General features: G+C 61.0%; 28 protein-coding genes and 1 pseudogene. 14 read left to right on the forward strand and 15 right to left on the reverse strand.

Features of this window, described 5'->3' with window-relative positions:
• Positions 1-19 precede the first annotated feature (19 nt).
• The 5 genes from nadA to WA943_RS04285 all read right to left on the reverse strand — a co-directional run bounded on the left by nadA (position 20) and on the right by WA943_RS04285 (position 4,020).
• Entirely contained in the window at positions 20-1,093 is a 1,074-nt protein-coding gene (nadA, locus tag WA943_RS04265) for a quinolinate synthase NadA (protein ID WP_424468606.1), read from the reverse strand.
• A gap of 180 nt (positions 1,094-1,273) precedes the next feature.
• Positions 1,274-1,675 carry a hypothetical protein gene (locus WA943_RS04270; RefSeq protein WP_424468607.1) on the reverse strand — a complete coding sequence of 134 codons (402 nt, stop codon included), beginning with the start codon at positions 1,673-1,675 and terminating at the stop codon, positions 1,274-1,276.
• Positions 1,676-1,711: 36 nt separating this feature from the next.
• Positions 1,712-2,800, reverse strand: a complete 1,089-nt coding sequence (locus WA943_RS04275) for an NUDIX hydrolase (RefSeq protein ID WP_424468608.1) — start codon at positions 2,798-2,800, stop codon at positions 1,712-1,714.
• A 3-nt stretch (positions 2,801-2,803) separates the two neighbouring features.
• Entirely contained in the window at positions 2,804-3,310 is a 507-nt protein-coding gene (locus WA943_RS04280; protein ID WP_424468609.1) for a tyrosine phosphatase family protein, read from the reverse strand.
• A gap of 104 nt (positions 3,311-3,414) precedes the next feature.
• Positions 3,415-4,020 carry a YfbR-like 5'-deoxynucleotidase gene (locus WA943_RS04285; protein WP_424468610.1) on the reverse strand — a complete coding sequence of 202 codons (606 nt, stop codon included), beginning with the start codon at positions 4,018-4,020 and terminating at the stop codon, positions 3,415-3,417.
• A gap of 141 nt (positions 4,021-4,161) precedes the next feature.
• Between WA943_RS04285 and WA943_RS04290 the strand changes: the two genes are divergently transcribed.
• From WA943_RS04290 to WA943_RS04305, 4 genes are read left to right on the forward strand one after another with little or no spacing between them, the layout of a single operon-like run.
• A complete protein-coding gene (locus WA943_RS04290; protein ID WP_424468611.1) occupies positions 4,162-6,687 on the forward strand; it encodes a Lon protease family protein in 2,526 nt (841 codons plus the stop codon).
• Between the two features lie 6 nt (positions 6,688-6,693).
• Complete coding sequence (locus WA943_RS04295; protein WP_424468612.1) at positions 6,694-7,569, forward strand: hypothetical protein; 876 nt, start codon at positions 6,694-6,696, stop codon at positions 7,567-7,569.
• Between the two features lie 5 nt (positions 7,570-7,574).
• Positions 7,575-8,435 (forward strand): universal stress protein, encoded by an 861-nt coding sequence (locus WA943_RS04300; protein ID WP_424468613.1) that lies wholly within the window; start codon positions 7,575-7,577, stop codon positions 8,433-8,435.
• 51 nt (positions 8,436-8,486) lie between these two features.
• Positions 8,487-8,852: a hypothetical protein gene (locus WA943_RS04305; RefSeq protein ID WP_424468614.1), complete on the forward strand. Its 366-nt coding sequence runs from the start codon at positions 8,487-8,489 to the stop codon at positions 8,850-8,852.
• Positions 8,853-8,855: 3 nt separating this feature from the next.
• Here WA943_RS04305 and WA943_RS04310 read toward each other — a convergent pair whose 3' ends face one another.
• The 4 genes from WA943_RS04310 to WA943_RS04325 all read right to left on the reverse strand — a co-directional run bounded on the left by WA943_RS04310 (position 8,856) and on the right by WA943_RS04325 (position 12,328).
• Positions 8,856-9,980, reverse strand: a complete 1,125-nt coding sequence (locus WA943_RS04310; RefSeq protein WP_424468615.1) for a beta-ketoacyl-ACP synthase III — start codon at positions 9,978-9,980, stop codon at positions 8,856-8,858.
• A 216-nt stretch (positions 9,981-10,196) separates the two neighbouring features.
• Positions 10,197-10,757: a bactofilin family protein gene (locus WA943_RS04315; RefSeq protein WP_424468616.1), complete on the reverse strand. Its 561-nt coding sequence runs from the start codon at positions 10,755-10,757 to the stop codon at positions 10,197-10,199.
• Positions 10,758-10,869: 112 nt separating this feature from the next.
• Entirely contained in the window at positions 10,870-11,484 is a 615-nt protein-coding gene (locus tag WA943_RS04320) for a DNA-3-methyladenine glycosylase I (protein ID WP_424468617.1), read from the reverse strand.
• A complete protein-coding gene (locus WA943_RS04325; protein WP_424468618.1) occupies positions 11,477-12,328 on the reverse strand; it encodes a YgfZ/GcvT domain-containing protein in 852 nt (283 codons plus the stop codon). The genes WA943_RS04320 and WA943_RS04325 overlap by 8 nt, the downstream gene beginning before the upstream one ends.
• 179 nt (positions 12,329-12,507) lie before the next feature.
• On the opposite strand from WA943_RS04325, the gene WA943_RS04330 reads away from it, so the two are divergent.
• Positions 12,508-13,473 carry a glycosyltransferase family 9 protein gene (locus WA943_RS04330; RefSeq protein ID WP_424468619.1) on the forward strand — a complete coding sequence of 322 codons (966 nt, stop codon included), beginning with the start codon at positions 12,508-12,510 and terminating at the stop codon, positions 13,471-13,473.
• A complete protein-coding gene (locus WA943_RS04335; protein WP_424468620.1) occupies positions 13,470-14,807 on the forward strand; it encodes a dihydroorotase in 1,338 nt (445 codons plus the stop codon). Before WA943_RS04330 ends, WA943_RS04335 begins: the two co-directional genes overlap by 4 nt.
• Positions 14,808-14,926: 119 nt before the next feature.
• Here WA943_RS04335 and WA943_RS04340 read toward each other — a convergent pair whose 3' ends face one another.
• Positions 14,927-15,172, reverse strand: a complete 246-nt coding sequence (locus tag WA943_RS04340) for an usg protein (protein WP_424468631.1) — start codon at positions 15,170-15,172, stop codon at positions 14,927-14,929.
• 351 nt (positions 15,173-15,523) lie between these two features.
• Here WA943_RS04340 and WA943_RS04345 point away from each other — a divergent pair, with 351 nt between their 5' ends.
• The 4 genes from WA943_RS04345 to WA943_RS04360 are packed head-to-tail and all read left to right on the forward strand — an operon-like array spanning position 15,524 to position 20,641.
• Positions 15,524-16,516 carry an MDR family oxidoreductase gene (locus WA943_RS04345; protein WP_424468621.1) on the forward strand — a complete coding sequence of 331 codons (993 nt, stop codon included), beginning with the start codon at positions 15,524-15,526 and terminating at the stop codon, positions 16,514-16,516.
• Between the two features lie 31 nt (positions 16,517-16,547).
• Positions 16,548-18,392 carry an AMP-binding protein gene (locus WA943_RS04350; protein ID WP_424468632.1) on the forward strand — a complete coding sequence of 615 codons (1,845 nt, stop codon included), beginning with the start codon at positions 16,548-16,550 and terminating at the stop codon, positions 18,390-18,392.
• A gap of 17 nt (positions 18,393-18,409) precedes the next feature.
• Positions 18,410-19,051: a LysE family translocator gene (locus WA943_RS04355; protein ID WP_424468622.1), complete on the forward strand. Its 642-nt coding sequence runs from the start codon at positions 18,410-18,412 to the stop codon at positions 19,049-19,051.
• 45 nt (positions 19,052-19,096) lie between these two features.
• The gene (locus WA943_RS04360) at positions 19,097-20,641 is read left to right on the forward strand and encodes an acetolactate synthase large subunit (RefSeq protein WP_424468633.1); all 1,545 of its coding nucleotides are present in this window, start codon (positions 19,097-19,099) and stop codon (positions 20,639-20,641) included.
• A 94-nt stretch (positions 20,642-20,735) separates the two neighbouring features.
• Here the strand turns inward: WA943_RS04360 and WA943_RS04365 are convergent, their stop codons facing one another.
• Positions 20,736-21,038, reverse strand: coding sequence for a hypothetical protein (locus tag WA943_RS04365; protein WP_424468623.1), 303 nt, complete (start codon positions 21,036-21,038; stop codon positions 20,736-20,738).
• A gap of 172 nt (positions 21,039-21,210) precedes the next feature.
• Positions 21,211-21,606, reverse strand: coding sequence for a TIGR02301 family protein (locus WA943_RS04370; RefSeq protein WP_424468624.1), 396 nt, complete (start codon positions 21,604-21,606; stop codon positions 21,211-21,213).
• A 164-nt stretch (positions 21,607-21,770) separates the two neighbouring features.
• Between WA943_RS04370 and WA943_RS04375 the strand changes: the two are divergent.
• The 3 genes and pseudogenes from WA943_RS04375 to WA943_RS04385 all read left to right on the forward strand — a co-directional run.
• Positions 21,771-21,881: pseudogene (locus WA943_RS04375) on the forward strand (hypothetical protein); the annotation flags it as partial.
• 159 nt (positions 21,882-22,040) lie between these two features.
• The gene (locus WA943_RS04380; protein ID WP_424468634.1) at positions 22,041-22,265 is read left to right on the forward strand and encodes a nucleotidyltransferase family protein; all 225 of its coding nucleotides are present in this window, start codon (positions 22,041-22,043) and stop codon (positions 22,263-22,265) included.
• On the forward strand, positions 22,255-22,593 hold the full coding sequence (locus WA943_RS04385; RefSeq protein WP_424468625.1) for a DUF86 domain-containing protein: 339 nt from the start codon (positions 22,255-22,257) through the stop codon (positions 22,591-22,593). The genes WA943_RS04380 and WA943_RS04385 overlap by 11 nt, the downstream gene beginning before the upstream one ends.
• A 107-nt stretch (positions 22,594-22,700) precedes the next feature.
• Here WA943_RS04385 and WA943_RS04390 read toward each other — a convergent pair whose 3' ends face one another.
• The 3 genes from WA943_RS04390 to WA943_RS04400 all read right to left on the reverse strand — a co-directional run bounded on the left by WA943_RS04390 (position 22,701) and on the right by WA943_RS04400 (position 24,496).
• The gene (locus tag WA943_RS04390) at positions 22,701-23,483 is read right to left on the reverse strand and encodes an SDR family NAD(P)-dependent oxidoreductase (protein WP_424468626.1); all 783 of its coding nucleotides are present in this window, start codon (positions 23,481-23,483) and stop codon (positions 22,701-22,703) included.
• Between the two features lie 100 nt (positions 23,484-23,583).
• A complete protein-coding gene (locus WA943_RS04395; protein ID WP_424468627.1) occupies positions 23,584-23,946 on the reverse strand; it encodes a hypothetical protein in 363 nt (120 codons plus the stop codon).
• A gap of 76 nt (positions 23,947-24,022) precedes the next feature.
• Positions 24,023-24,496: a Fur family transcriptional regulator gene (locus tag WA943_RS04400; RefSeq protein ID WP_424468628.1), complete on the reverse strand. Its 474-nt coding sequence runs from the start codon at positions 24,494-24,496 to the stop codon at positions 24,023-24,025.
• A gap of 95 nt (positions 24,497-24,591) precedes the next feature.
• Here WA943_RS04400 and WA943_RS04405 point away from each other — a divergent pair, with 95 nt between their 5' ends.
• Positions 24,592-25,323: an SOS response-associated peptidase gene (locus WA943_RS04405; protein WP_424468629.1), complete on the forward strand. Its 732-nt coding sequence runs from the start codon at positions 24,592-24,594 to the stop codon at positions 25,321-25,323.
• The last annotated feature ends 89 nt before the right edge of the window (positions 25,324-25,412 follow it).

A 25,412-nucleotide genomic window follows, 5' to 3' on the forward strand; every position in this document is an offset into this window, starting at 1 on the left:
TGGAGCCCTTGCTGTGGCGTCAGTTCTTGAGATTGATCATCCGCTCGACGGCCAGCCGCGCGCGGCCTGCGATGGCCGGATCGACCATCACTTCCTCACGCATATAGACGAGGCTGTCGAGAATGTTCTTGAGCGAGATGCGCTTCATGTGCGGGCAGAGATTGCAGGGGCGCACAAATTCGACATCGGGGTTTTCGACCGCGACGTTGTCGCTCATCGAGCACTCGGTCACCATGACGACGCGGGCGGGCTTGTTCTTCTTCACCCAGTCGATCATGCCGCTGGTCGAGCCCGAGAAGTCGGCTTCCGCGACAACGGCGGGCGGGCATTCGGGATGCGCGATGATGACGATATTCGGATCGTCCTTGCGATACTGGCGCAGCTCTTCCGGCGTGAAGCGCTCATGCACTTCGCAATGGCCCTTCCAGGCGATGACCTTCACCTTGGTCTGATTGGCAATGTTCTGCGCGAGATATTCGTCGGGAATGCAAAGCACGCGATCGACGCCGAAGCTCTCGACAATCTTGAGCGCATTGGACGAGGTGCAGCAGATGTCGCTCTCGGCCTTCACCTCGGCTGACGTGTTGACATAGGTGATGATCGGCACGCCGGGATATTTCTGACGGAGAAGGCGTACGTCCGCGCCCGTGATCGAGTCGGCAAGCGAGCAACCGGCCCGCACATCGGGAATGAGAACGGTCTTCTGCGGATTGAGCAGCTTCGACGTCTCGGCCATGAAGTGCACACCGCATTGCACGATCACCGAGGCGTCGACCTTGGTCGCTTCCTTGGCAAGCTGCAGCGAGTCGCCCGCAATGTCGGCAACGCCGTGGAAGATTTCCGGCGTCTGATAATTATGCGCGAGGATGACCGCATCGCGCTCTTTCTTCAGCCGGTTGATGGCGTGAATATAGGGGGCGAAGAAGGGCCACTCGATGGAGGGCACAACATGCTTCACCTTCTCGTAAAGCGGCGCCATCTCCTTGGCGAGGCCGGGCGTGTATTCCAGCTCGGGCATGTCCAGTGGCTTGAACGTGCGAGCCGCCGGTTTGCTCAGCGCCGTATCGCGCTGCAATTCGCCTGCGAGTGCCATCTGCCTCATCTCCTAATAATGCTCACATTGAGCATATTATTGGGATCAAAAACGCCGACGCCTCCAGCGAGGGGTCGGGCTCGGATTAAAGATATGCTACGACTGAGCATTATCAAGCGTCAACCGGAATATGACCGGGCGTTGACGCATTTATTTGGGCTGTGGCGCGGCACGAATAACCTAGCGTTTATATGATCTTAGCCAAATATAGCCGCCAAGGACGCCAAGCAGGGGATTTGCCGCAAGTATCAGAAGGCTGGAAATCTGTACCGGCACGAGGAAGATGAGGCACACAACGCCCCAGGCGACATTGAGGCTCGACGACAATGCGCCGTGCAATATGGCCGCCCGTTTGGCCATCGCGGCGGCGAGATAGCCCGCGGCAACGGGCGCGACAAGCGCAAGCATGGAAAGCCATGATGCCTCGAACGCGACTGAAACTTCTGTTTCGCTGGCAGGCGCACCGCCCGTGGCGGAATATTGCGACGCGAATATCGCCGCCAGAACCATGATCAGGATGACCATCAACACAAAGTTGAAGATCGAGCTGACCACGACTGCCTTGAGTGAAATCTCTCTCATCTGGCTCGCATCGCTGGAATATCTCTGTACCGACGATCAACTATTGGCACGGCTCTTTGATGGCGCAAGCCTTAATCCGGGCGCGGGTCGTTCGTTCAATACTTCGCGGCGGAAACGGAATTGCTCGGCGGGGCGGCCGCCTGTGCGTGTCGTCATGCGGCCTGTGCGCTCCACGAGCCCGCCTTTCTCGACAAGGCGGCGGAAGTTCTGCTTGTGGACATGCAGGCCAAGGAGCGCCTCGACCGTCTTCTGCAACTCGTAAAGCGTGAAGGCGGGGGGCATCAGCTCGAAAGCGACGGGGCGGTATTTGAGCTTGGCGCGCAGTCGGCTCATCGCGGTGGCCAGAATGCGCCGATGATCGAACTGCATCGGCCGCCCGAGAACCGGATCACCGGTTTGCGCTTCGCTCGTCATGCGAGCGTTCTGCCGTCCGTCGCGCGCCGCCTCGCGCAACAGGCCTGCTTCATAAAGAAGCTCATATCGCTCAAGCACTTTTTCGTCGTCCCACTGAACGCCGTCGAGGCCGAAGCAGAGCCGCATACGGTCGCGCCGCTTGCCGCGTGTGAGTTCTTCGGGGCTTGCATCGGCCTGTTGAGCCGCCCATTCGCGCAGGAGCGGTGCAATCGTCTGCTCGATCACCGCAGGCTTGCCATCGCGCCAGTCTTCCCAGGGGAAGTGCTGATACCAGTCGCGCCAGGCCGCGCCTTCAAGCTCGCCATCATGCGTGCGTGTCAGCGCCAGATAACCGACGGAAACGACATGCTCGCCAGCTTCTTCAACTTCGAGCGCGTTGCGCCCGCGATCGCCGAACGTATAAAGCTGCTCCACATAGCCGAGCGCCAGATGCGTCTGCTCCTGCACCCAGTCGCGCAGGCCGATATCGAGCGTGCGATGGCGCAAGGGATCGAAGGGACCGAAGGGCAGCGCGTCCCAGCTTTCGGCATTGGCGCCGCTTCCGCTCGCCTGCGGCACGACGAGAATTTTCGGCTGGTCTTCCGAGACGGTAACGATGGCGGCGTTCAGGCCGATGACAACGGCCTTGCTGGCAAGCTCTCCCCGCGAAACCGAGCCGAGAGGTTGCGGCGTGCCCCTTTTCTCTGCGCTGGGTCCACCGGGCTTGCTCATATGTCAGCTCCCTGGATGAACAGGCAGGGCGAAAAGCTCGCCTTCCCACGTTGCCCGCGCGGGCCCCAGGGCCTCCACGGCCGCGCGCATGCGACCCTTTCGCCCGAGAATATCGTCGGCAAGCCGCACCATCAGCCGGTTTGGATAGGCATGAGAGCCCCGTGCGCGCACCAGCCGCGCCAGATCGTCTTCCGGGTGGTTTTCGTTCAGCGTACAGAGCGCAATGAAGGCCGCCGCCGTCGACCGGCTGATCCCGGCCCAGCAATGAACCAGCATCGGGCTCCTCTGATCCCAGCGACGGATGAAGCCGATGAGTTGCGAAACATGCGCCTCGCTCGGGCTCACCAGCATCTCGTTCGGCTCGGCAATGTCGTTGACCGACAGACGCAAATGCCGTGCCGCATCGATGCCCTGCGGCGTGTCGATCATTGTTTCAGGATCGAGCAAGCTGACCAGATGCGACGGACCGACAGTCCGAATGGCGTCCGCAACGCCGCTGAGGGGGCTCACGTAAATCATGGAACAGGAATAGCACAAATCTGTGAAAAGTACCGGCGAAATGCCGCTGCAACAGCAGTTTAACCGATTCGCAGGAGAAAATTATGACGCTGCGCTTACTCGCCCGCCAACTCCGCGAACCGCTTCAGAAACCGCGCTTGAGCCTGCCCGGTCGCCAGAGGTTTCAGCGATACGGGTATAAGGCCGCGCGGCCGCCCGAAAATCTGCGCGCCTTCCTCGTCTGAAAATCCGGCGATCTGTGTCGCCTCGAAAAACGCAGAGGCCTTGTCCGCGCGCTTGATGATGTCTTCGACCGTATGGGGCAGGTCGGCGGGAAGGCCGAAGCGCATATGGATTGCAGCGGCAAGTCGATGCTCGAAGGCCTTGTAGTCGATTCCCAGCGCCGCCTTGAACGGGCTGATCATGTCGCCGATCACATATTCAGGCGCGTCATGCAGCAGTGCGGCAAGACGCCAGCGCTTGGGCCAGCCGGGCCGGATCGTCGTGCAGATATCGGCAACCAGCACGCAATGTTCGGCCACTGAATAGGCGTGCTCGCCAGTTGTCTGTCCGTTCCAGCGCGCAACGCGGGCAAGCCCGTGTGCAATATCCTCAATCTCGATGTCGAGCGGCGAGGGGTCGAGCAGGTCGAGCCGCCTTCCGCTCAGCATGCGCTGCCATGCTCTGGGTTTTCCGTCTTTGCTGCGGCTTGGCACGGCCATGCTTTTCCCTCTCGTTAGGAGCCGGGCAATCTAGGATGGGCGTCGTAAAACTGTAAGCGGTTTTGCAGAAGCCGCGCGGGATTTGCCCTGCCATGCCGAGAGTCATAGACTCGCCAACCGTAACAAGATTTCAGGACAAGCATGGCCGTCGATCCGATTCCCGCGGAACTTCTTTATCGCGCCTGCGATCTCTCTCCGTTCGAATTCAAAACAACCGCAGAACTTGAGGATTTGCCGGGCCTTGCCGGGCAGGAGCGCGTGCTGGAGGCGTTGCGCTTCGGCACGGCGATCCGTCGCCATGGGTATAATCTATTCGTGCTCGGCCCCGAGGGTGCAGGCAAGCACGAAGCCGTGACCAGCTTTCTTGCCGACGTCGCGGTCCGCGAACGCGCGCCGTCCGACTGGGTCTACGTGATGCGCTTTGCCGCGCCGAACCGCCCGATCGTGCTGGAACTTGCTGCGGGCAGCGCTGCGGCGTTGAAGGAGGGCATGGCCCGCCTCATCGACGATCTGAAGGTCACGGTGCCGGGCGCCCTTGAAAGCGAGGAATATCAGAACCGCCGACAGACCATCGACGAGGAATATCGCGAACGTCAGGAACAGGCATTTGAAGGTCTGCGGACGCGCGCCGAGGGTCAGTCCGTCGCGCTGTTGCGCACGCCTGCCGGATTCGGCCTCGCGCCTGTGCATCATGGCGACGACCATCAGGGCGAAGTGCTGAAGCCTGAAGAGTTCAATGCGCTGCCGGAGGCCGAGCGCAAGCGCATCGAAGGTGTGGTTCAGGGGCTGCAAAAGGAATTGGCCGACACGCTCGAGCATATGCCCGCTTGGGAAAAGGAACATCGCGAACGCTTGCGGCTGCTCAACCGCGAAGTCGCCGAGCGCCTTGTGGAGCGCGCAATGCGCGAGTTGCGGCAGCGTTTTGAAACTATGCCGGCAGCGCGCGACTGGCTTGCCTCCGTCGCGACAGATCTCGTGGACAATGCGGGCATCTTCGCTGTCGTCGGAGACGTTGAGCAGCAGCAGGCGGTGATGGTGCAGGGGCCAATGGGCCAGCCCGTGCCGCTGGGCGCGATCAACCCCTTCCGCCGCTACGAGATCAACGTCATCGTCGGCACCAATGGCGTGCCCAAAAAACCTGCCGCCTCGCCCTGGAAGGCCGAACCGCTTATCGATGCGAGTGGCTATATCGGCGGCGGCGCGCCGATCATTTACGAGGATCATCCGACGTTGCAAAACCTCGTCGGTCGCGTCGAGCATATTCCGCAAATGGGCGCGCTCATCACGGACTTCACGCTCATCAAGGCGGGCTCGCTTCATCGAGCGAATGGCGGCTATCTGCTTGTCGATGCGCTGAAGCTGCTGCGCGAGCCGCTGGCCTGGGAGGCGCTGAAGCGCGCACTCCGTCGCCGCAAGATCGTCATCGAGTCGCCCGGCGAATTCATGAGCCTCGTGAGTACGGTGACGCTGGAGCCCGATCCCATACCGCTCGACCTGAAAGTCATCCTCTTCGGCGACCGCTATCTTTATTACATGCTCTCGAATGCCGATCCCGAGTTTGGCGAACTCTTCAAGGTCGCCGCCGATTTCGAAGATGTGGTCGACCGCGAAAGCGAGAACGATCTGCTTTATGCTCGTTTCCTTGCCGGGCTCTGCCGCCGCGAAGATCTGCTGCCGCTTGATCGTACGGGCGTTGCGCGCCTTGTCGAGCGCGCGTCGCGCCTTGCCGAAGATGCGGAGAAGCTCTCGACCGCCGTGCGTCCTATCGAGGACCTGCTGCGCGAAGCGGACTTCATCGCCCGCACGAAAGAGGCAAGCCTTATCACCGCTTTTCATGTCGATGCCGCGATCGATGCGCAGATCGGCCGTGCGGACCGCATGCGTGAACAGAGCCTTGAGATGATCACGCGCGACATCATCATGATCGATACAGAAGGCGAGAAGGTCGGGCAGGTGAACGGCCTTTCCATCCTGTCGATGGGCGCGATCTCCTTTGGTCGCCCGAGCCGCATCACCGCGCGTGTGCGCATGGGGCTTGGCAGCGCGCGTGTGCTCGACATTGAGCGCGAGGTCGATCTCGGCGGCCCGATCCATTCCAAAGGCGTGCTCATTCTGTCCGGCTATCTTTCGGCAACCTTCCTGCCCGAAATTCCGTTCTCGATGAGCGCGAGCCTCGTTTTCGAGCAATCCTATGGCGGCGTCGATGGCGACAGCGCATCGTCCGCCGAGCTATACGCGCTGATTTCCGCGCTTGCCGAAGTGCCCATCGCACAAGGCTTCGCCGTCACCGGCTCGGTCAACCAGCTTGGCGAAGTGCAGGCAATCGGCGGCGTCAACGACAAGATCGAAGGCTTTTTCGACATCTGTATGCGGCGCGGCCTGACAGGCGATCAGGGTGTGCTGATCCCGGCTGCGAATGTGAAGCATTTGATGTTGCGCCAGGACGTTGTCGACGCTGTGGAGCGCGGCATGTTTGCGGTCTATCCTGTGGAGACGATCGAGGGAGGCGTCGAACTGCTGATGGATATGCCCGCCGGAACACGCGGCGCAGACGGTAAGTTCACACCCGGTTCGGTCTATGCGAAGGCGGAAGCCCGGCTTGCCGCCTTTGCCGATAATCAGCGCCGCTACGCGCAGCAGCGTATCGACGATAGTGGGAAAAGGTGAAGCCTGATGGCGGCACGAAAGCCCGATCCGCAATCCACTACCCGTGAGGAAGACGGGAAAGCGCGCTTGCGTCGCCGCATCGTTGTCGGCCTTGATACGAATTTCATGGCCCGCGAGGCGCTGGCGCTCGCCGCGCGTGTCGCCGCTTCGGTGGAGGCGAACCTTTGCGGCGTTTTCGTCGAGGACGAAGACCTGCTGGCCATGTCATGCCTTCCATTTGCTCGTGAAATTTCCTTTTCGGGTGAAGTGCGCGGTCTCGACGAGCGCGGCATGCTCCGCGCCATGCAGGCGCAAGCCGAGACGATGCGGCGGATATTGGAGCGCACGGCAAACGATGCCCATGTTCCGTGGAGTTTCAACATAGCCCGTGGGCGTCCGTTCGCCTCGCTCGCCGCTACGGCGGGCGCGCAAGACACGCTGATCATTCGCGCGCATGCGGCAAACCCGCGTGACCTTGGTCGCGCTGTGCGTGCCGCGACGCGGGATGCGCGTGCTGACGTATTGCTTGCCGGGCACGGTGTTGCGGTGAGCGGCGCTTTCGCCGCGTCCCCCGCCGTTCAGCAAGGTGCGGCTTCATCCATACGTCCGCTTGCCGCAATTGATGAGGGTTCGAGCCTTGGCGAAAACTGCGTCGCCTTTGCCGAGACGCTGGCGCGACGCATCGGTGCGCCGCTTCGCCGTATTTTCGCGCGCGGCTTTGGGCCTGCCGATGTGGCTGCGGCGGCGCGCAATGCCGGGGCCGGATTGATCGTGGTGAATGCCGCCTGGCTCGGCGACGATGACGATGCTGCGCGTCTTTCTGCCGCCGCTGGTTGTCCCGTCTTGCTTCTGGGCAGCGAGCATGACCTAAGTGGTAAGCCTGCGGCGAAAACTGAAGGGTAAAGATCATGTCTGTGCGCAAGATACTTGTTCCGCTTTCTGGTGCTGCATCGGAAGCATCGGTCATCGGCACCGCACTGACCGTTGCGCGAACTTTCGGCGCGCAGGTCGTCGGCCTTTTCGTCCGGGCCGATCCCACCGAAGCCTTGCCCTATCTCGGCGATGGTGTTTCAGGCCAGGTGATCGAGCAATTGATGCAGGTCGCAAAGGAAGGCGCAGACGCTGCCTCCGATCGCGCCCGCACGATGTTTGCCGATGCCGCCGCCAAGGCGAATGTCGCGCTGGTGCAGGATGGAGGCGCCGAGCGGCTGCCCTCCGCACGTTTTCTCGACGTATCCGGCCATCGCGACGACATCGTTGCCGCACATAGCCGTCTCTCCGACCTCGTCGTATTCGGTGAAGGCAATGCGACCGCGGCGGGCGGCAGCACGCTCGAGGCCGCATTGATGAGTGCGGGTCGCCCCGTTCTGATCGCGCCGAAGGCCTGCGCCATTCACGTCGCCGGTGTGGTTGCCATCGGCTGGGATGAAAGCCCCGTGGCTGCTCATGCCGTCACCGCCGCGATCCCCTTTCTCGGCAAGGCAAAAAGCGTCACCATCCTCTGCATCGGCAACAAGGAGCTGGACCCCAAGCCCGGCGGCCTGGTTGCCGACTATCTATCACTACACGGAATATCTGCCGGTGTGCATCTTGTGGAGGCGCAAGGCCGCTCTGTCGGCGGCGCGCTTCTCGATCAGGCCGAAAAAATGGGTGCCGATCTTCTCGTCGTTGGTGGCTATGGCCATTCGCGTCTGCGTGAATTCATCATCGGTGGCGCAACCCAGCACATTCGTTCCCACGCCACGATCCCCGTCCTGATGGCGCATTGAAGCGCGTCGCGCTGCTCGCCAATTGTTACGACAACGAGGAGGAGAATGCCTATGGCTCTTTACCGTGTTCGACTGACGCTCGCTCGCAATGAGGACTATCCCGCCGGTTCGGCGGCGCATGGGTACGACCTTGTCGTGCCGCTCGACAAGGCGATGCGGCTGGATGCGGAGGGCTGGAGGGCAGAGGCCAAGAAATGCGTCGTGCGGCGCTTCTGGGAGGGCGAGCCCGATCAGGTCGGCCTGCTGCGCCATATCGGCCGCGGCTGGGCGATCGACTATGATGCGAAGACGATTGAGGCCGATGAGCCTTTTTTCAAACTCGACCGTCACGAATTTCAGAACGGCGAATATATCTCCGTTACCGAGCAGGACGGAGAGATGCAGACGTTCCGCATCGTCTCCGTCGAACCGGTATAGGTCTCAGGCCCGTTTGCGCACCAGCACGTTGCCGGCCGAATAGCCCGCACCGAAGCTGCAAATGAGGCCGAGATCGCCAGGCTTCAGGTCTTCGCTGTGCTGGCTGAAAGCGATGATCGAACCGGCAGAACTGGTGTTTGCATATTCATTGAGAATATTCGGCTGCTCTCCCGCGACCGGTTCGCGGCCCAGCACCTTGCGACCGATGAAATCGTTCATGCCCTTGTTCGCCTGATGCAGCCACATGCGCTTCAGGTCCTTCGGATCGAGCCCTTCATCGGCCATATGGTCGAGAATGAGCTGCGACACCATCGGCACGACTTCCTTGAAGACCTTGCGGCCTTCCTGCACGAAGAGCTTGTCCTTCGCGCCGATGCCTTCGGGCGCGGTGCGGTTGAGGAAGCCGAAATTGTTGCGGATATTGTTGGAGAACTTCGTCATCAGGCGCGTGCCGAGAATTTCCCAGGCGCCCTTTGCCGTGCAGCTCTCTTCGCGTTCCATCACGATGGCCGTGCATACGTCGCCGAAAATGAAATGGCTGTCGCGGTCGCGGAAGTTCAGATGGCCCGAGCAGATTTCAGGATCGACGATCAACACGCTGTTGACGGAGCCTGAACGCAGCATGTCGTAGGCCGTCTGGATTGCGAAAGTCGCAGAGGAGCAGGCGACGTTCATGTCGAAGCCGAAGCCCTCGATGCCGAGCAGGTCCTGCACTTCGACGGCGATGGCAGGGTAGGGGCGCTCAAGGTTCGAACAGGCGACAAGCACGGCGTCGATATCGGCGGGCGTCTTGTTTGCCCGCGCCAGCGCTTTCTTCGCTGCGTCGACCGCCATTTCGGCAAGGATCGACGGCTCGTCATTGGAGCGCTCGCGCAAGATCGGCGTCATGATCTCGGGGTCGAGAATGCCCGTCTTGTTCATCACATAGCGTGACTCGATGCCGGAGGCCTTGTGAATGAATTCTGCGCTCGATTCCTGCAAGGGCTGCACTTTGCCACTGGCGATTGCGCCCTCATGCTCCGCATTGAATTTGCGAACATAGGCGTTGAAGGATTCGACGAGTTCCTGATTGCTGATTGAGTTCGGCGGCGTGAATACACCGGTCCCGCTAATGACGACTTTGGTCAATTTCTCACCTGGTTATTTTTTCGACCGAACGCAAGCGCCCGCGAGTATTGCCTCTCGCGCCGTCTCCGCTCACAGCCCTCCCTTGGCCATGCCCTAAATTAGGCCAGCGGCGCGCGAGATTCCACTACCTAACGCCAAACTGGACAAGCCAAAGGGCCCGGTGCCCGTAAACGGACCCGGTTTCCCTTCAAATTAACCCTGCTAGTGAGTTCGGCCTCAGGCCGACGCTGCTGTGTCGCCCTTGCGTGCGGTCGCGGCCGCGCCTTCGGTCGACTGGATTTCGCCGCTGATCTTGCCGCCTTGCTCGACCTTCAGCTCGCCATAGCGAACCGTGCCGGTGATCTTGCCGGTGGCATTGATGGTGAGGCATTTCTTGACGGTCAGCGTGCCGTCGAACTTGCCGTTGATTTCCGCCTGCTCGACGGTTGCTTCGCCGCGCACTTCGCCGGTTTCGGTGATGGTGAGCGTGCCGCTCTCGATCGTTGCCTGCACGTCGCCCTCGATGACAAGGCTGTCGCAGGACTGAATCTTGCCCTCAAGCTTAAGACCTCTGCCGACATGCAGATTGGCAGTCGTAGCGCCTGCGTTGTTTTGGGTATGTGTCTGCAACGTACGCACGGCTGGCTTCCTTGCTTCATAAGATGGGGTCACGACACGATTGGCAGATGTTTCGCCCTCGCTCTGTGCAGTTTTTTCGATGATGCGCGCACCTGTCGGCAGCGGCAACGTATCTTTGTCAGACGAATTTGAATCCGTGTCCTTCGGGCGTTTGAACATCGTCCTGGCCTCCCTCCGCGTTTATGGAACAAGTGGCAACATTACCGCCATAACTTGACCTGCTCGCGTCCATATTGTGGCGAAAGAGTGGGACAGGCGAAAGAAACTTCGTTCAACTTCGTTTTGATTTCGCAAGTCGCGCGCATTCGCGATGGCGTGGGCAACTCACCATGTGATCATTGACCATGCCGACAGCTTGCGCGAAAGCGTAAACGATCGTCGGTCCGCAAAAGCGAAAGCCTTTGGATTTCAGAGATTTCGATAGTTTCGCACTCATCTCCGTTTCGGCGGGCACCTGCTTCATATGCGTGAAGGCATTCTGCTGCGGCTTGCCGTCGACGAAATCCCACAGGTAACCCGAAAACCCGCCATCTTGATCCATGATGTCGAGCCAGGCGCGTGCATTGGTAATCGTGGCTTCGATTTTTCCGCGATGGCGGATGATGCCCTCGTTCTTCAGCAGCTTTTCGACCCTGGCTGGCGTGTAGCGAACGACGCGCTCGGGATCGAAGCCGTCAAAGGCCTCGCGGAAATTCTCGCGCTTGCGCAAGATCGTGATCCAGGAGAGTCCGGCCTGAAAACCGTCCAGCACCAGCTTCTCGAAAAGCGCCCGGTCATCATATTCCGGCACGCCCCATTCCTGGTCGTGATAGGAGACATAAAGCGGATCGGTGCCCGGCCAGATGCAGCCGATGCCCTCTGCCTTTTTCGGGTCGGCTTCAGGCATTGTCATCTTCTTCGGCGCCTTCGAGCTCGAATTTCGCCCAGCTCGGCTTGTGCGGCGTGAGGCTCGTTTCGCCGATTTCGAGCGGCGCGCCATTGAGAAGGTCGAGCCTGAGCAGAGCCAGCACGCGCCCGCCTTCCTTGTCGACCGAGAACACGGTACCGACTTCGCGCCCGACCGAGCGGACCGGTGTATGCGGCTTTGGCATCTCGCCTTCGACGGTGCAGGGCAGGAGGCGCTTTCGCACGCTGCCACGCCGCTTGGTGCGCGAGGTCACTTCCTGGCCGACAAAACAGCCCTTCTGAAAATCGACGCCGTTCATTTCCTCGAAATTGACTTCGAGCGGAAATGTGCGGTCCGGCTCGAAATCATGCGCCGCGTCGCCGACGCCAAGCGCGATGCGGTGGCGGTGATACTCGGCAGGTGTCGCGGCCGTTGCGCCCGGCACGGCCGGATTTTCGGCGATGAGACGGTGCCCGAGTGCGGCCAGACGCGGATCGGCGAAAGCGCCCTTCGGTGCCTCGCCGCCCCAGATCGCCGCGACCTTGTGGGTCGCGCTCACATCCTCGATCGTCACCTGGGCGCGCAATTTGTAGAAATTGAGCCGCTTTTGCAGCTCGGCAATCCGCGCCCCGTCGCAGTCGAGCAGCAGCGCGTCCCCCTCCGCGACGATGAGAAAGTCGAAGAGAAATTTCCCCTGCGGTGTCAGCAATCCGGCATAGACGGCACGTGTCCCGTCCACGAGATCGACATTGTTCGTGATGAGGTTTTGCAAAAATGTCCGCGCATCGGCTCCACCGATACGCAAGACCCCCCGCTCTGGCAGGATCGACGCTTTAAGGCTCATGCTCCGCTTCTCAAGGCCGGTACTTCCATAAGGGCCGAGACGCATGGCCCGAAAACGACAGCTTGCCACATTTAGGAACCGGATGCGCGCCTCTCAAGCGGGCTTCCTTGGCAGTGCCGGATCGCACACCTATACTCCGCACCCTTTCCCCTGCCACGGCAAGGTCGGCCTTTCGCGGAATGCGCATTCTTTTCATCACCTCAAATCGCATCGGCGATGGCGTACTGTCGACGGGCCTGCTGGCTGGTCTGATGGAACGCTATCCCGGCGCCCGCTTCTGGGTGGCCTGCGGGCCGCTGGCCGCGCCCCTGTTCCGTAATGCGCCGGGCGTCGAGCGAATTATCGAATTGCGCAAGGAACCGCGCGCCGGCCATTGGCGCAAGCTGCTCCGCGCCACCATGTTCCGCCGTTTCGAGGCTGTGGTCGACCTGCGCGGTTCGGCGACCGCCTTCCTGCTTTGCGCGAAAAAGCGCCATGTCCTGCGCGCCAACCACACGCTGCACAGGGTTATTCACAATGCCAATGTGGCGGGCTTCGACCCCGCGCCCTGGCCTCGCGTCTGGCCGGGCGATGCCGCTCGCGCCCGCGCCCGTGAACTCATTCCCGATGATCGCACCGTTCTCGCGCTGGGCCCCTCCGCTGCGTGGCCGCGCAAGATGTGGCCAGTCGAGCGCCATGCGGCGCTCGCCCGGCGCATGACCGGCCCGGGCGGACCGCTGGAAGGCGCGCATGTGCTGATCGCACTCGCGCCGGGTGAGCGCGATCTCGCCAAACCCATCATCGATGCAGTGCCGGATGCGCGCCGGATCGAGCTTGTCGGCGAAGACCTCAATCTCGTCGCCGCCTGTTTCGAGCGCGTGCGTCTTTATATCGGGAACGATAGCGGGCTGATGCATCTCTCCGCAGCCGCAGGGGCGCCGACACTCGGCCTGTTCGGCCCGACGCCCGATGGCCGCTACGATCCCTGGGGCACCAAAACCGCGCAAGTCCGCGGTCCCCGTTCACGCGAAGAAATTCTCGACGATCTGGGCGAAGGATTCGCCGGTCCGAACGCGATGCAGGATCTGACTGTCGATATGGTTTATGACGCCGCCGTGGCGCTTCTCGCCCGCACCGAACCCCAACCCGAAAAGGTCCTCGCATGAGTCAGACATTCGACCTCATCATCAAGGGTGGAACCGTCGTCAATCATGACGGCATCGGTTTTGCCGATATAGGCGTTCGCGGCGGGCGCATCGCTGCCATCGGCGATCTTTCAGGCGCAAGTGCGGGCGAGGTGATCGACGCGAAAGGGCTTCACGTTCTGCCGGGCGTCGTCGACAGTCAGGTCCATATGCGCGAACCGGGCAACGAGCATAAGGAAGACCTGGAAACAGGCGGCCGTGCTGCTGTGCTAGGCGGCGTCACCTCCGTTTTCGAAATGCCCAATACCTCTCCGGCGACCACCACGCCAGACGCCATCGCCGACAAGGTGCGCCGCGCGCGCAACCGCATGCAGTGTGACTTCGCCTTTTACGGCGGCGCAACCGTCGAGAACACCGATCTCCTGCCCGAGATCGAGCGCGAGCCGGGCTGTTGCGGCATCAAGGTCTTCATGGGATCGAGCACCGGTACGCTTCTTGTTGCGACCGACAAGGACGTGGCGCGTCTGCTCAAGGTCATCAACCGCCGCGCCGCCTTCCACTCCGAAGACGAAGACCGCATGATCGAGCGCAAGCCTCTGGCGCTTGAAGGCAGGCCCGAAACCCATCCTGTCTGGCGCGATGTCGAAAGCGCGGTCCGCTGCACGACGCGGCTTCTCCATCTCGCCCGCGCGGCGGGAAAGCGCATCCATGTGCTGCACATCACAACCGCCGAGGAAGTGCCGCTGCTCGCCGCCGCAAAGGACATCGCGACAGCCGAAGTCACGCCGCAGCATCTCACGCTCTTCGCGCCTGATTGCTACGAGCGCCTCGGCACCTATGCACAGATGAACCCGCCCATACGCACGGCGGAGCACCGTACCGGCTTGTGGCAGGGTCTCGCGCAAGGCGTCTTCGACGTGCTGGGCTCAGATCACGCCCCGCATACGCGTGAGGAAAAGAGCAAGACCTATCCCGCTTCGCCTTCCGGCATGACGGGTGTTCAGACGCTCGTACCGATCATGCTCGATCATGTGAATGCAGGACGCCTGACGCTTCAGCGTTTCGTCGATCTCACATCCGCCAGTCCGCAGCGCATTTTCGGCATGTCCCGCAAGGGCCGCATCGCCGTCGGCTACGATGCCGACCTCACCATCGTCGACATGAAGGCGAAGCGCACCATCACCAATGACTGGATCGCCAGCCGCAGCCAGTGGACGCCTTATGACGGCCAGCAGGCGACAGGCTGGCCCATCGGCACCATCATCCGCGGCCGCCGCGTCATGTGGAACGATGAAATCACAGGCGCGGCAGGCGGCGAGCCGATTGAGTTCGTTGAGGCGTTGCCGCGCGCGTAACCACACTCTCCGCGTCGTCCCGGGACTTGTTCCCGGGACCCATCTTCCTGCTTTGCTTGTGGCATGAACCCCGGGAGCAAGTCCTGGGGTGACATCGGTGTGTGGGAGGCGCAATCTGCTTAATGCACTATCCCAACAAACTCCGTATACGGAAACTCTGCCGGAGTAATCACCCGCTTCGTCGCGATGCGCACCGAATGAAGCGGCCCGTCGAGGTTCTTTTCCCAATAGGCGAGAAACTTGCTCAAGCCCGGATAGCGCGGCGCGAGGTCGTAGTCCTGCCAGACGAAAGTCTGCAAGACGCCGAGATGATCCGGCATGCGGTAAAGAATTTCGGCGGTCACAAGCCGGTAGCCGTCGAGCATGTGTTGAAGCTCTGAAACTTGCGTCACGGAACGAAACTCCTGCTGCGTTCACACAGTCGGCGTGACCGAGACACGGGCTTCGGCCCATTGTGCCGACGCGTGAATCCTAACGAACCGGATGCTGGCCGGTCGATGCTTATGCATGTCGCTTGTTGCGATTTTTCATATCTGTGGCAAAAATTTTGGCACTCGGCATTGCCGATTGCTGCTTCCGCCGCGCAAGGCGCAATGAGCCGCCAACAAACTTCAAAACGTCCCGCCCAAGCCCAGCCTTGACCGGGGGCCGGTTTTGGGTTCGTTTGTGCCCAGCATCACTAAAGTTGAGCCCGAAAAGGGCCGGCAGGGAGCCAGATGACCGACAAATTCCGCGCCATTCGCGTATCCAAGGCCGAGACAGGCCAGAAGACCGAGATCGTCGAGCTTGGGCTTGCCGATCTGATGGACGGCGACGTAACGGTCGCGGTCGATTTTTCGACGGTGAATTACAAGGACGGTTTGGCGCTGACCGGCGCCGCGCCCGTCGTGCGCACCTGGCCGCTCATCCCCGGCATCGATTTTGCGGGCAAGGTCGAAACCTCCACCAACAGTGATTTCAAGCCCGGCGACCGCGTCGTGCTGAACGGTTGGGGCGTCGGCGAGACGCATAATGGCGGCTATGCCCAGAAGGCGCGCGTGAAGGGCGACTGGCTGGTGAAGCTTCCCGACAGTATTTCAAACGCTCATGCCATGGCGATCGGCACGGCTGGCTACACGGCGATGCTCTGCGTCATGGCGCTGGAGAAAAATGGCGTGACGCCGGACAAGGGCGACATTCTCGTGACGGGCGCTGCGGGCGGCGTCGGCTCGGTCGCCATCGCGCTTCTGGCAAAGCTCGGCTATCGCGTCATTGCTTCGACGGGTCGTGCATCCGAAGCCGATTATCTCAAGGGCCTTGGTGCGGCCGAGATCATCGATCGCAATGAACTTTCCGCCCCCGGCAAGCCGCTCGGCAAGGAGCGCTGGGCTGGTGTTGTCGACGCGGTCGGCAGCAACACGCTTGCCAATGCATTGGCGATGACGCGCTACGGCGGCACGGTCGCCGCTTGCGGCCTTGCGCAAGGCATGGACCTTCCAGCCTCCGTCGCGCCTTTCATTCTGCGCGGCGTCACGCTGGCAGGCATCGACAGCGTCATGGCGCCGAAAGCCAAACGCATCGAAGCCTGGTCGCGCCTCGCAAAAGATCTCGATCTCGGCAAGCTCGACGCAATGACGTCGCGCGCGCTGCTGAAAGATGTGCCGCAACTCGGCCAGGATATTCTGGCGGGCAAGGTTCGCGGTCGCATCGTCGTCGACGTTAACGCCTGAGATCGCCTCGGGGGAGGATCTGAATTTGGATATGCTGAAGCCGCCTTATCGCAAGGCGAACTACGTTGAGCGAAAGCTTGAAATAGAACATCGCGCCGACGGTTCGATCCTGATGCGCAATCCTCATCCCCTGCATGATGTGCCGGAAAACCTCGTCGCGCCGCTCCGTAAATGGAGCGACGAGGCGCCGGATCGCGTATGGCTTGCCATGCGCAAGCCGACGCAGAACGGCGTACTCGGCGATTGGGACCGCATCACCTATGCGCAAGCCGTTCAGCGCACCGATGCGATTGCGCAGGCGCTTCTCGACCGCCGCATGAACCAGTCGACACCCCTGATGATCCTGTCGGGAAATTCCATCGAGCACGCGCTGATGACTTACGGCGCAATCCTCGCTGGCGTGCCGGTGGTTCCCGTCTCGCCGTCCTATAGCACGATGAGTTCCGATTTCGACAAGCTGAAATATGTCGTCGGTCTCATCGAGCCGAAGATGATTTTCATGCAGGGTGCAGCGCCTTTCACGCGCGCCCTTGCCGCGCTCGACCTTGACGGCATCGAGCTTGTCACCGTCGACAATTCGGTTGGAACGCCTTACGCCGATCTCGTGGCGACGACGCCAACAGGCGCCGTTGAAAAAAGCTATGCCGCGCTCGATCACGAACAGGTCGCGAAATATCTCTTCACCTCCGGCTCCACCGGCATGCCCAAGGCCGTCATCATGACGACGGGCATGATGTGCGTGAATTCGGTGATGCCTAAAAGCGTGACGCTGGCGGAGGAAGGCGATGAGCCGCCCGTGCTGTTGAACTGGCTTCCCTGGAACCATTGCTTCGGCGGAAACGCGATCCTCAACAACACGACGACCGCAGGTGGCACGCTTTACATCGACGGCGGCCGTCCTGTTGCCGGTGCATTCGCCGAAACGGTGCAGAACCTGCGCGAAATCGCGCCGACCGCTTATTCAAGCGTGCCGTCGGCATATACGATGCTGGTCGAGGAGCTTGAGAAGGACGACGCGCTTGCGACGAATTTCTTCTCGCGATTGAAGACGCTCGCCTATGGCGGCGCGGCCATGAGCCAGGATCTCTACGACCGCATTCAGGAGGTCGCGATCCGCATCACCGGCGAGCGCATTGTTTTCGGTTCAGGCTATGGCGCCACCGAAACCGCGCCTACCATCATGAACGTCCATTGGGAAACCGAGCGCATGGGTCTGATCGGCCTGCCGCTTCCCGGCATCGAGATCAAGCTCGCGCCGGTCGGCCTGAAAATGGAAGTGCGCGTACGTGGTCGTTGCATCACGCCGGGCTATTACAAGAATCCGGAAAAGACGCGCGATGCCTATGACGAGGAAGGCTTCTATCGCCTCGGCGACGGCGCGCGTTTCGTTGATCCTGAAAACCCGGTCGAAGGTCTTGTCTTTGACGGCCGCGTTGCCGAAGATTTCAAGCTCTCGACGGGTACATGGGTGAGTGCCGGCAAGCTCCGCGTCGATGCGCTGAATTCCTCCAGCGGCATTTTGCACGACGCGCTCATCGCCGGGCTCGATCGTTCCTATATCGCGCTTCTCGGTTTTCCGAACCTTCCAACCTGCCGCATGATCGCAGGCGATCAGAGCCTTGCTCTTGAGGATCTGGTGCGCCATCCCGCCGTGCTGGAGCGTCTGGCTGAAGGCTTGCGCGCGCATAACAAGGCCAATCCCGGATCGAGCACGCGCATCGAGCGCGCATTGCTCATGGTCGAGCCGCCAAGCGTCGATGCGGGCGAACTGACCGACAAGGGATATATCAATCAATCCGTCGCACTCGGACGACGCGCGGATCTCGTCAACAAGCTCTATGCTGACCCGCCGGGCAACGACGTCGTCGTCGCCTGACCTGCGGAAAAGGGCACATGCTGGATTTTGGTCTTGTAGCGAGTGGAATGGCCGTCGGGCTTGCTGTTGCAGCCCCGATCGGGCCGGTCAACCTTGTCGTCATACGGCGCACCTTGCGCTTTGGTTCGCTGAACGGTCTCGTCTCCGGCGCAGGCGCGGCGCTGGGCGATGGCGTCTTCGCCGCCATGGCGGCTTTCAGCCTCACGGCAGCGATTGATTTTTTTCTGAAGTATGAATTGGTCCTTCAGCTTGTCGGCGGCATTTTTCTTGTCATCCTCGGCCTTCGCACGCTGATGACCCATCCGCATCTGAACGATCGCGAAGCGGAAAAAATCTCCGGCGTCGCCGCGCGTGTTTTCATCGCGACATTTGCGCTCACCGTCACCAATCCTGCGACCATGCTCGGCTTCATCGCGATCTTTGGCGGCATAGCGAGCTTGAGTTCGGCTGGTCACGGCTATGGCCATGCGGTGACGCTGGTTCTCGCCGTAATTGCGGGCTCGATGCTCTGGTGGCTCGGCCTTTCGCAATTCGTCAGCCTTTTCCGTCAGCGCATGAACGACCGCCTGCTCGAAATCGTCAATCGCGTCTCGGGCATACTCATCGCGGTATTTGGCGTTCTGGTCCTTGCGCGTGTGGTCTACAAGTTTTTCAGCTAATCTGAACAACAACAAAAATCGAAACGGGAGGCAGCAATGTCGAAAATGAATGGTGCGGAAAGCCTGGTGCGCACGCTGGTTGCGTCCAGCGTTGACGTCTGTTTCACCAATCCCGGCACATCGGAAATGCATTTCGTCGCCGCCCTCGACAAGGTCGAAGGCATGCGCGCGATCCTTGGCCTCTTTGAAGGCGCAGTGACCGGCATGGCCGATGGCTATGGCCGCATGGCGGAAAAGCCTGCCTGTACGCTTCTGCATCTCGGGCCGGGCCTCGCCAATGGTCTCGCCAATCTCCACAATGCGCGCCGCGCCCAGACGCCGCTCGTCAACATTGTCGGCGATCACGCGACCTATCACGCGCAATATGATGCGCCGCTTGCGTCCGACATTCAGGGCTTCGCGCGCCCCGTATCCGGCTGGGTGCATTCAAGCCCAAGCTCGCTGACCGTTGCAGCCGACGGCGCGCGCGCCGTGCAGGCCGCGCGCTCGGCCCCCGGCCAGATTGCGACACTCATTCTTCCCGCTGATACAGCCTGGCATGACGCCGATGGTCCCGCGCCTGCGCTGCCCGTTGCAGCACCCGCACCCGTTGCGCAATCGGCGATCGACATCGTCGCGAAGGCGCTTAAATCAGGCAAGAAAACTGCGATCATTCTGCGCGGCGCGGCGCTGAAAAAGCGCGGCCTCACAGCGGCGGGCCGCATCGCCGCCAAAACCGGCGCGCGCATTCTCTGCGACACCTTCGCGCCTCGTCTTGAGCGCGGCGCTGGCATCGTCGCCGTCGAGCGCATCCCTTATTTCGCCGAGCAGATCGTCGACACCTTCAAGGATGTCGAGGAGCTGATCCTTGTCGGCACGAAGCCGCCTGTCTCCTTCTTCGCCTATCCCGGCAAGGCGAGCTGGTGCACGCCCGAGACCGCCGCGATCCATTATCTCGCGCAGGAGCATGAAGACGGCGTCGCCGCGCTTGAAGCAGTGGCCGATGCGCTCGGCGCGCCCAAAGAGCCGGCCCATGTTGCGCCGCTGCAAAAGCCCGCGCTGCCCAAGGGCAAGCTCGATCAGTTTTCCGCCGGTCAAATCATTGCGCATTATCTGCCTGAAGGCGCGATCATCTCCGACGAAGCAGCGACTTCCGGTCTTGGTTCGCAGATCGCGACCGCGACTGCCAATCCGCACGATCATCTTTCGCTCACCGGCGGCGCGATCGGGCAGGGGCTTCCGCTTGCGACAGGCGCAGCCGTTGCCTGTCCCGACCGCAAGGTCGTCTGCCTCCATGGCGATGGCGGTGCGATGTACACGTTGCAGGCGCTCTGGACGCAGGCGCGCGAAAAGCTCGACGTGGTCAACGTCATCTTCGCAAACCAGTCCTATGCGATCCTGAATATCGAGCTGATGCGTGTCGGTGCGGAAAATCCGGGACCGAAGGCGCTCTCGATGCTCGATCTGCACAACCCGTCCTTGAACTGGGTTCATCTTGCAAATGGCATGGGCGTCGAGGCGATACGCGTCGAAACGGCGGAAGAATTCGCCGACGCATTTTCCTCAGCCGTAAAGGCAAAGGGCCCGCGCCTCATCGAAGTCATGCTCTGAGGCGAGCAGAAAAGATTGCGGCCAGCCGCTTGAAGCGTGCTGGCCGCAGATAGTTTTTCAGAATTGAATTTTGTCGAGCGTCGCCGCTCGAAACTCAGTTCATCACGCGGTTTAGCGTGAACTCGCCCTGACGCACGCGGTCGGCAAGACCGCCTGCCATCTCGGCAACAGCTTCCTCGCCATAGGCTTCGACCATATCGGACAGTGCAGCGAAAATCGCCGTTGTCGCGAGAATGTCAGCCGACACACCATCGCTCAGCGCTTCGTCCCAAGCATCGAGGATGTTTTGAAGCGCCATGCGGCGCTGGTCGGTCTCAGTCGGAGCCAGTGAATCGAGACCGTCTTCGTCGGTCGAATTGAACGATGCATCGCCCGGCATATCGGAATCGGCCATCATGCCCTCTGCTTTGCCTCAAAAAGAGGCATCCGAAGGCGCAAACATGCGAGGAACAATCCCGCAGGCTAAACGCCCAAACTCACCCACCCTCTGCTCTTGTAGCACAACCGGCGGGAAAGTCGTCCTTTTCGTATAGGAGGGGTTAACGCGGCGACATTCTGGATGAGCAACGTCAAAAGAGCGCGGCGGCACTTTTATTTGTGCCCGAAAGCGCGGCGGCCAGCCTGTGCGCCTCGTCGAAAAGCGAATTGGCCCTTGCGGCTGCGTCACTGGAGCAAGCCGGATATGCGTCGCGTGTGCCGTAATAGGCATCATTAAAGCGTGAAATCAAAAGCTGGCGCCGCTCTGCATCGACATTCGCGGCATTCAGCATATCGATCATTTTGTTTCGCCATAACGGACCTTCATTCGCGCCGCACACCTCGCGCAAATGGTGAACCGAGCCCAGAATTTCCGCGAGCCGTATAAGCCCGTTCGTCATCTCGTCGGCACGCGTTGGGGCAGGGGCGAGCGTGAGCGCAAGCAGCAGCGCCGTGCCTGCAAGCACAGGCGTCCTGAATCCGGACAATTTGCGTGTCATTCCGCGCCGCATGATCTCCGTCCCGCCAGCAAATGCCGGTCGCAAGGGGTTCATTGCAGGAGCCGCGCCGTATCGGACCGCATCAGCCAGGGGTCGCTTTTCTAGAATGTATAATATTTGACATTCAGTAAGATATTTGACATTTTAGACTTATGGAAACGACGCTTACACCCGCCGCCTGCCGCGTCGCTCGCGCCGAACAGCGTCTGAGCCAGCAGGCGCTCGCCGCTCGCGCCGGTATTTCCCGTGCCACGCTCATCAATTTCGAAGCAGGAAAGGGCAGGCCCCTCAAGGCCAGCATCGCCGCCATCAGTCAGGCCTTGCACAGAGGAGAGAAGTGCGGTTCGCCAAGCCGCCTCGCTAGCGTTCTTCGACGCATTCAGGCGTTTGAGCCCAGCCTTAGAAAGAATGGCGTCGAACACTTGGCGATTTTCGGTTCGGTTGCGCGCATGGAAGACGGGCCGGATAGCGATCTCGACGTCGTGGTGGAAATCGAGCTAGGCCGGAGCTTCGACATTTTTGATCTTGCTGGTATCGCGGGCGATCTCGGACGTTTGCTTGGTCTTCACGTCGATGTCGTGGAGCGCAAAAGTTTGAAGCCGGAGATGCGGAACGAAGTCGAAAGGGATCAGATCCATGCCTTCTAAAACGCCCGAAAAGCGGCTCGGGGATATTCTCGAACAGATAGCGCGGATCGAATCCCATATCGTGGATATGAACTACGATACCTTTGTTGACGACCAGAAGACTTTAGACGCTGTTGAGCGCTGCCTGGAGCGAATATGCGAGGCCGCCCGAAAAGTGGGAGACAGGTACGACGAAAAATACCCTGATGTTCAATTCAACAAGCTGAGGGATTTTGGTTCGATGCTGCGTCACGACTATGACGTCATCATCTCGGACCGCATCTGGGAAGCGGCGACGGAACGTCTTCCAATATTGAAAGCCGCCGTCCGCGCCGAACTCGATCTCTGATCTCTTCCGCCATCCCCAGATAGCAAAACAGCACCCCGACAATCCGGCCCCTGAGAACGGGCCGTTCGTCGATGGTGCTGTCTGCAAACTGGATCAGCGATCAGGCGTCAGAAAATGGCGTAGCCGCCATCGATGACGAAAGTGTCGCCTGAATGATAGGACGAGGCGTCCGATGCGAGATAGACCGCGACGCCGCCGAAATCGCCCGGCTCGCCCCAGCGACGTGCAGGCACGCGGGGGATCACCTTTTCCGCAAACGCCTTGTTCTCTTGCGCATTCGCCGTCATGTCGGTGGCGATCCAGCCCGGCAGGATGGAATTGGCGCGAATGCCGTAACGCGCAAATTCGACGGCGCAGGATTTCATCATCGAGATGACCGCGCCCTTCGTTGCCGCATAGGCCTGATTGCGCGCCGCGCCTTCGATTGCCGCAAGGCTTGCCACGCCGACAAGCGAGCCGCCCGTGTCGCCCGACTTCGCGCGGTCGACCATGTGGCGGCAGCTTTCGCGCAGGGTCCAGAACACGCCGTCGAGATTGACGGCCAGCGTCTTGCGGTACGTTTCCGTCTTCATGTCGACGAATGACGGCGAGCCGAAGCCGACGCCCGCATTGGCAAACACGCTGTCGATGCGGCCAAGCGCCTTCACCGTTTCGCCGATGCCGTCGATCACTTCCTGCTCATTGGCGACATTCACCTTGCGCGTATAAACCTGAACGCTATGCGCCTTCAACTGCGCCTCGGCCTTTGCGTTTTTTTCTTCATTGGTGCCCCAGATCGCGACAGCCGCGCCCGATTGCGCCATAGCATCCGCCATGCCGAGACCGATGCCGCCATTGCCGCCCGTGACGAGCGCCACTTTGCCGCTGAGGTCGAAAGGTTTGTAAGCCATCTTCACTCCCCGAAGGTTTTGAAAGTTTCATTGTTGATAGAAATGCCTGTGGCCGAAACTATAGCACCGGCTGCGCGCGAGGCGAGCGCAAGCAGCGCATTCAGCGGTGCGGCTCGTCCATCTTCAGGCGCGGGCCGGTTGGCGCAGGTGCGGGCGCTTTACCCGGCATCACTTCCCGAAGCTCCGAGCAAACGAAATAGGGCCGATAGCTCATATGTTCGGGGTCGGGCGGTATGGCGCAGGTGAAAATCGATGCCGCCTTCTGCAGCACCAGCGCCGTGCCGAGATTGCCTCTGATCTCATAGCCGTCACGCGCAAGCTCGCCGAGCGAGCGCGGTGTCACGACGAAGGGGCCGGAGCGCGTGCCCGGCGCATAAATGTCTTTGCTTTCCGCCGCGGCAAGCGGGCTCGCTGCGAGAAGAGACAAGGCAGCGAGGGCAAGCGTGGCGCAGCGCATTTTCATGGAAAATCCTTGAGACGAAGCGCGGGCGATCTTAGCGAAAGACCTGCGGCATTCAACCGGCGATCGGCTGCACACTTCAATGCGCGCAGCGCGCGCAAACGCCGGCGATTTCGACCACTTTTTGCTCCACCGTGAAACGTGCCCGTCTGGTCGCCGCCTCCAGTGCCTTGTCGAGCCCGGCATCGACGATTTCCTCCGCCGTGCCGCAATCCCGGCAAATCAGAAACTGGCTGGTATGCGGGCGTCCTGCTTCGCCGCAGCCGAGGTAGGCATTGAGCGATTCGATCTTGTGGATCAAACCTTCCGCCATCAGAAAATCGAGCGCGCGATAAACGGTCGGCGGACGCGCTGCCTTGTGCGTGCGCGCCAGCGCGTCAAGCACTTCATAGGCACCGACGGGCTTATGCGAGCGCCAGACGATGGCGAGCACTTTTTCACGAATGGGTGTGAGCTGCACCGCACGCTCCGCGCATAGCGCCCGTGCGCGCGCCATCGCCGTATCGATGCAGTCGTCGTGATTATGCGCAGCCGCGCCGCGGGATTTCAGCATCGGCACTTTGCGCTCGCTTGCTTTCTGGTCTGGCATAACCAAGATGATACAACATAACAGTGAGCCTTTTCCACCCTGCGCTTCGAGAACACGAAATGTGCGGACGCTACGCGATCACGACGCCGCCACAGGCGATGCGCGACCTCTTCGCCTATATGGAACTGCCCAATTTCCCGCCGCGCTACAATGTGGCGCCGACGCAGCCCGTCCCCATCGTGCGGATGGAAAGTGGAAAGCGTCAGTTCGCGCTGGTGCGCTGGGGTCTCATTCCGTCCTGGGCGAAGGAAATGCCGCAATCGCTGCTTATCAATGCCCGCGCCGACACGATTGCGGAGAAGCCCTCTTTTCGCGGTGCCTTCCGCCATCGCCGCGCGCTCACGCCTGCCGACGGTTTCTATGAATGGAAAGAAATACGCCGTGGCCTGAAGCAGCCCTACCTCATCCGCCGCCGCGACCGTGCGCCCTTCGCCATGGCGGCGATCTGGGACAACTGGATGTCGGCGGATGGCAGCGAGATCGAAACCTGCGCCGTGGTGACGACCGACGCAAACGCAACGCTCACGCCCATCCATCACCGCATGCCCGTGATCATCGACCCGGAGGATTTCGATCTCTGGCTCGATCCCGCAACGCCGCTGAAAGAGCTTGAGCGCCTGATGGTGCCAGCGCCCGACGACCTTCTGGAAGCGATCCCCGTCAGTGCCTCCGTCAATCGCGTTTCGAATGACGATCCCTCGCTCATCGACCCGGCGCTCGTGACTGTCGCCGCGCCCGAGCCGAGGAAAAAATCAAAGACACTCGACGACCGCCAGTCTGATCTTTTCTGATCGCTAAACGCTCCATATTCCAAAGCGTCACAGTGCTCTCAGGAAGGGCCATTCAAATCTCGCTTTCTTGAACCCTCTCCCCTCCGGGG

This window comes from Parvibaculum sp. (assembly GCF_049651025.1).
Taxonomy (GTDB): Bacteria; Pseudomonadota; Alphaproteobacteria; order Parvibaculales; family Parvibaculaceae; genus Parvibaculum.

Excerpts from the sequence above, each read along its gene's own strand:
- nadA (WP_424468606.1), bottom strand. The coding sequence starts at position 1,093 with ATGGCACTCGCAGGCGAATTGCAGCGCGATACGGCGCTGAGCAAACCG.
- WA943_RS04400 (WP_424468628.1), bottom strand. The coding sequence starts at position 24,496 with ATGCTGAAATCCCGCGGCGCGGCTGCGCATAATCACGACGACTGCATC.
- WA943_RS04325 (WP_424468618.1), bottom strand. The coding sequence starts at position 12,328 with ATGAGCCTTAAAGCGTCGATCCTGCCAGAGCGGGGGGTCTTGCGTATC.
- WA943_RS04315 (WP_424468616.1), bottom strand. The coding sequence starts at position 10,757 with ATGTTCAAACGCCCGAAGGACACGGATTCAAATTCGTCTGACAAAGAT.
- WA943_RS04365 (WP_424468623.1), bottom strand. The coding sequence starts at position 21,038 with ATGATGGCCGATTCCGATATGCCGGGCGATGCATCGTTCAATTCGACC.
- WA943_RS04395 (WP_424468627.1), bottom strand. The coding sequence starts at position 23,946 with ATGAAAATGCGCTGCGCCACGCTTGCCCTCGCTGCCTTGTCTCTTCTC.
- WA943_RS04320 (WP_424468617.1), bottom strand. The coding sequence starts at position 11,484 with ATGCCTGAAGCCGACCCGAAAAAGGCAGAGGGCATCGGCTGCATCTGG.
- WA943_RS04335 (WP_424468620.1), top strand. The coding sequence starts at position 13,470 with ATGAGTCAGACATTCGACCTCATCATCAAGGGTGGAACCGTCGTCAAT.
- WA943_RS04340 (WP_424468631.1), bottom strand. The coding sequence starts at position 15,172 with ATGCTCGACGGCTACCGGCTTGTGACCGCCGAAATTCTTTACCGCATG.
- WA943_RS04330 (WP_424468619.1), top strand. The coding sequence starts at position 12,508 with ATGCGCATTCTTTTCATCACCTCAAATCGCATCGGCGATGGCGTACTG.
- WA943_RS04390 (WP_424468626.1), bottom strand. The coding sequence starts at position 23,483 with ATGGCTTACAAACCTTTCGACCTCAGCGGCAAAGTGGCGCTCGTCACG.
- WA943_RS04355 (WP_424468622.1), top strand. The coding sequence starts at position 18,410 with ATGCTGGATTTTGGTCTTGTAGCGAGTGGAATGGCCGTCGGGCTTGCT.
- WA943_RS04345 (WP_424468621.1), top strand. The coding sequence starts at position 15,524 with ATGACCGACAAATTCCGCGCCATTCGCGTATCCAAGGCCGAGACAGGC.
- WA943_RS04270 (WP_424468607.1), bottom strand. The coding sequence starts at position 1,675 with ATGAGAGAGATTTCACTCAAGGCAGTCGTGGTCAGCTCGATCTTCAAC.
- WA943_RS04350 (WP_424468632.1), top strand. The coding sequence starts at position 16,548 with ATGCTGAAGCCGCCTTATCGCAAGGCGAACTACGTTGAGCGAAAGCTT.
- WA943_RS04285 (WP_424468610.1), bottom strand. The coding sequence starts at position 4,020 with ATGGCCGTGCCAAGCCGCAGCAAAGACGGAAAACCCAGAGCATGGCAG.
- WA943_RS04385 (WP_424468625.1), top strand. The coding sequence starts at position 22,255 with ATGCCTTCTAAAACGCCCGAAAAGCGGCTCGGGGATATTCTCGAACAG.
- WA943_RS04405 (WP_424468629.1), top strand. The coding sequence starts at position 24,592 with ATGTGCGGACGCTACGCGATCACGACGCCGCCACAGGCGATGCGCGAC.
- WA943_RS04290 (WP_424468611.1), top strand. The coding sequence starts at position 4,162 with ATGGCCGTCGATCCGATTCCCGCGGAACTTCTTTATCGCGCCTGCGAT.
- WA943_RS04300 (WP_424468613.1), top strand. The coding sequence starts at position 7,575 with ATGTCTGTGCGCAAGATACTTGTTCCGCTTTCTGGTGCTGCATCGGAA.
- WA943_RS04305 (WP_424468614.1), top strand. The coding sequence starts at position 8,487 with ATGGCTCTTTACCGTGTTCGACTGACGCTCGCTCGCAATGAGGACTAT.
- WA943_RS04275 (WP_424468608.1), bottom strand. The coding sequence starts at position 2,800 with ATGAGCAAGCCCGGTGGACCCAGCGCAGAGAAAAGGGGCACGCCGCAA.
- WA943_RS04295 (WP_424468612.1), top strand. The coding sequence starts at position 6,694 with ATGGCGGCACGAAAGCCCGATCCGCAATCCACTACCCGTGAGGAAGAC.
- WA943_RS04360 (WP_424468633.1), top strand. The coding sequence starts at position 19,097 with ATGAATGGTGCGGAAAGCCTGGTGCGCACGCTGGTTGCGTCCAGCGTT.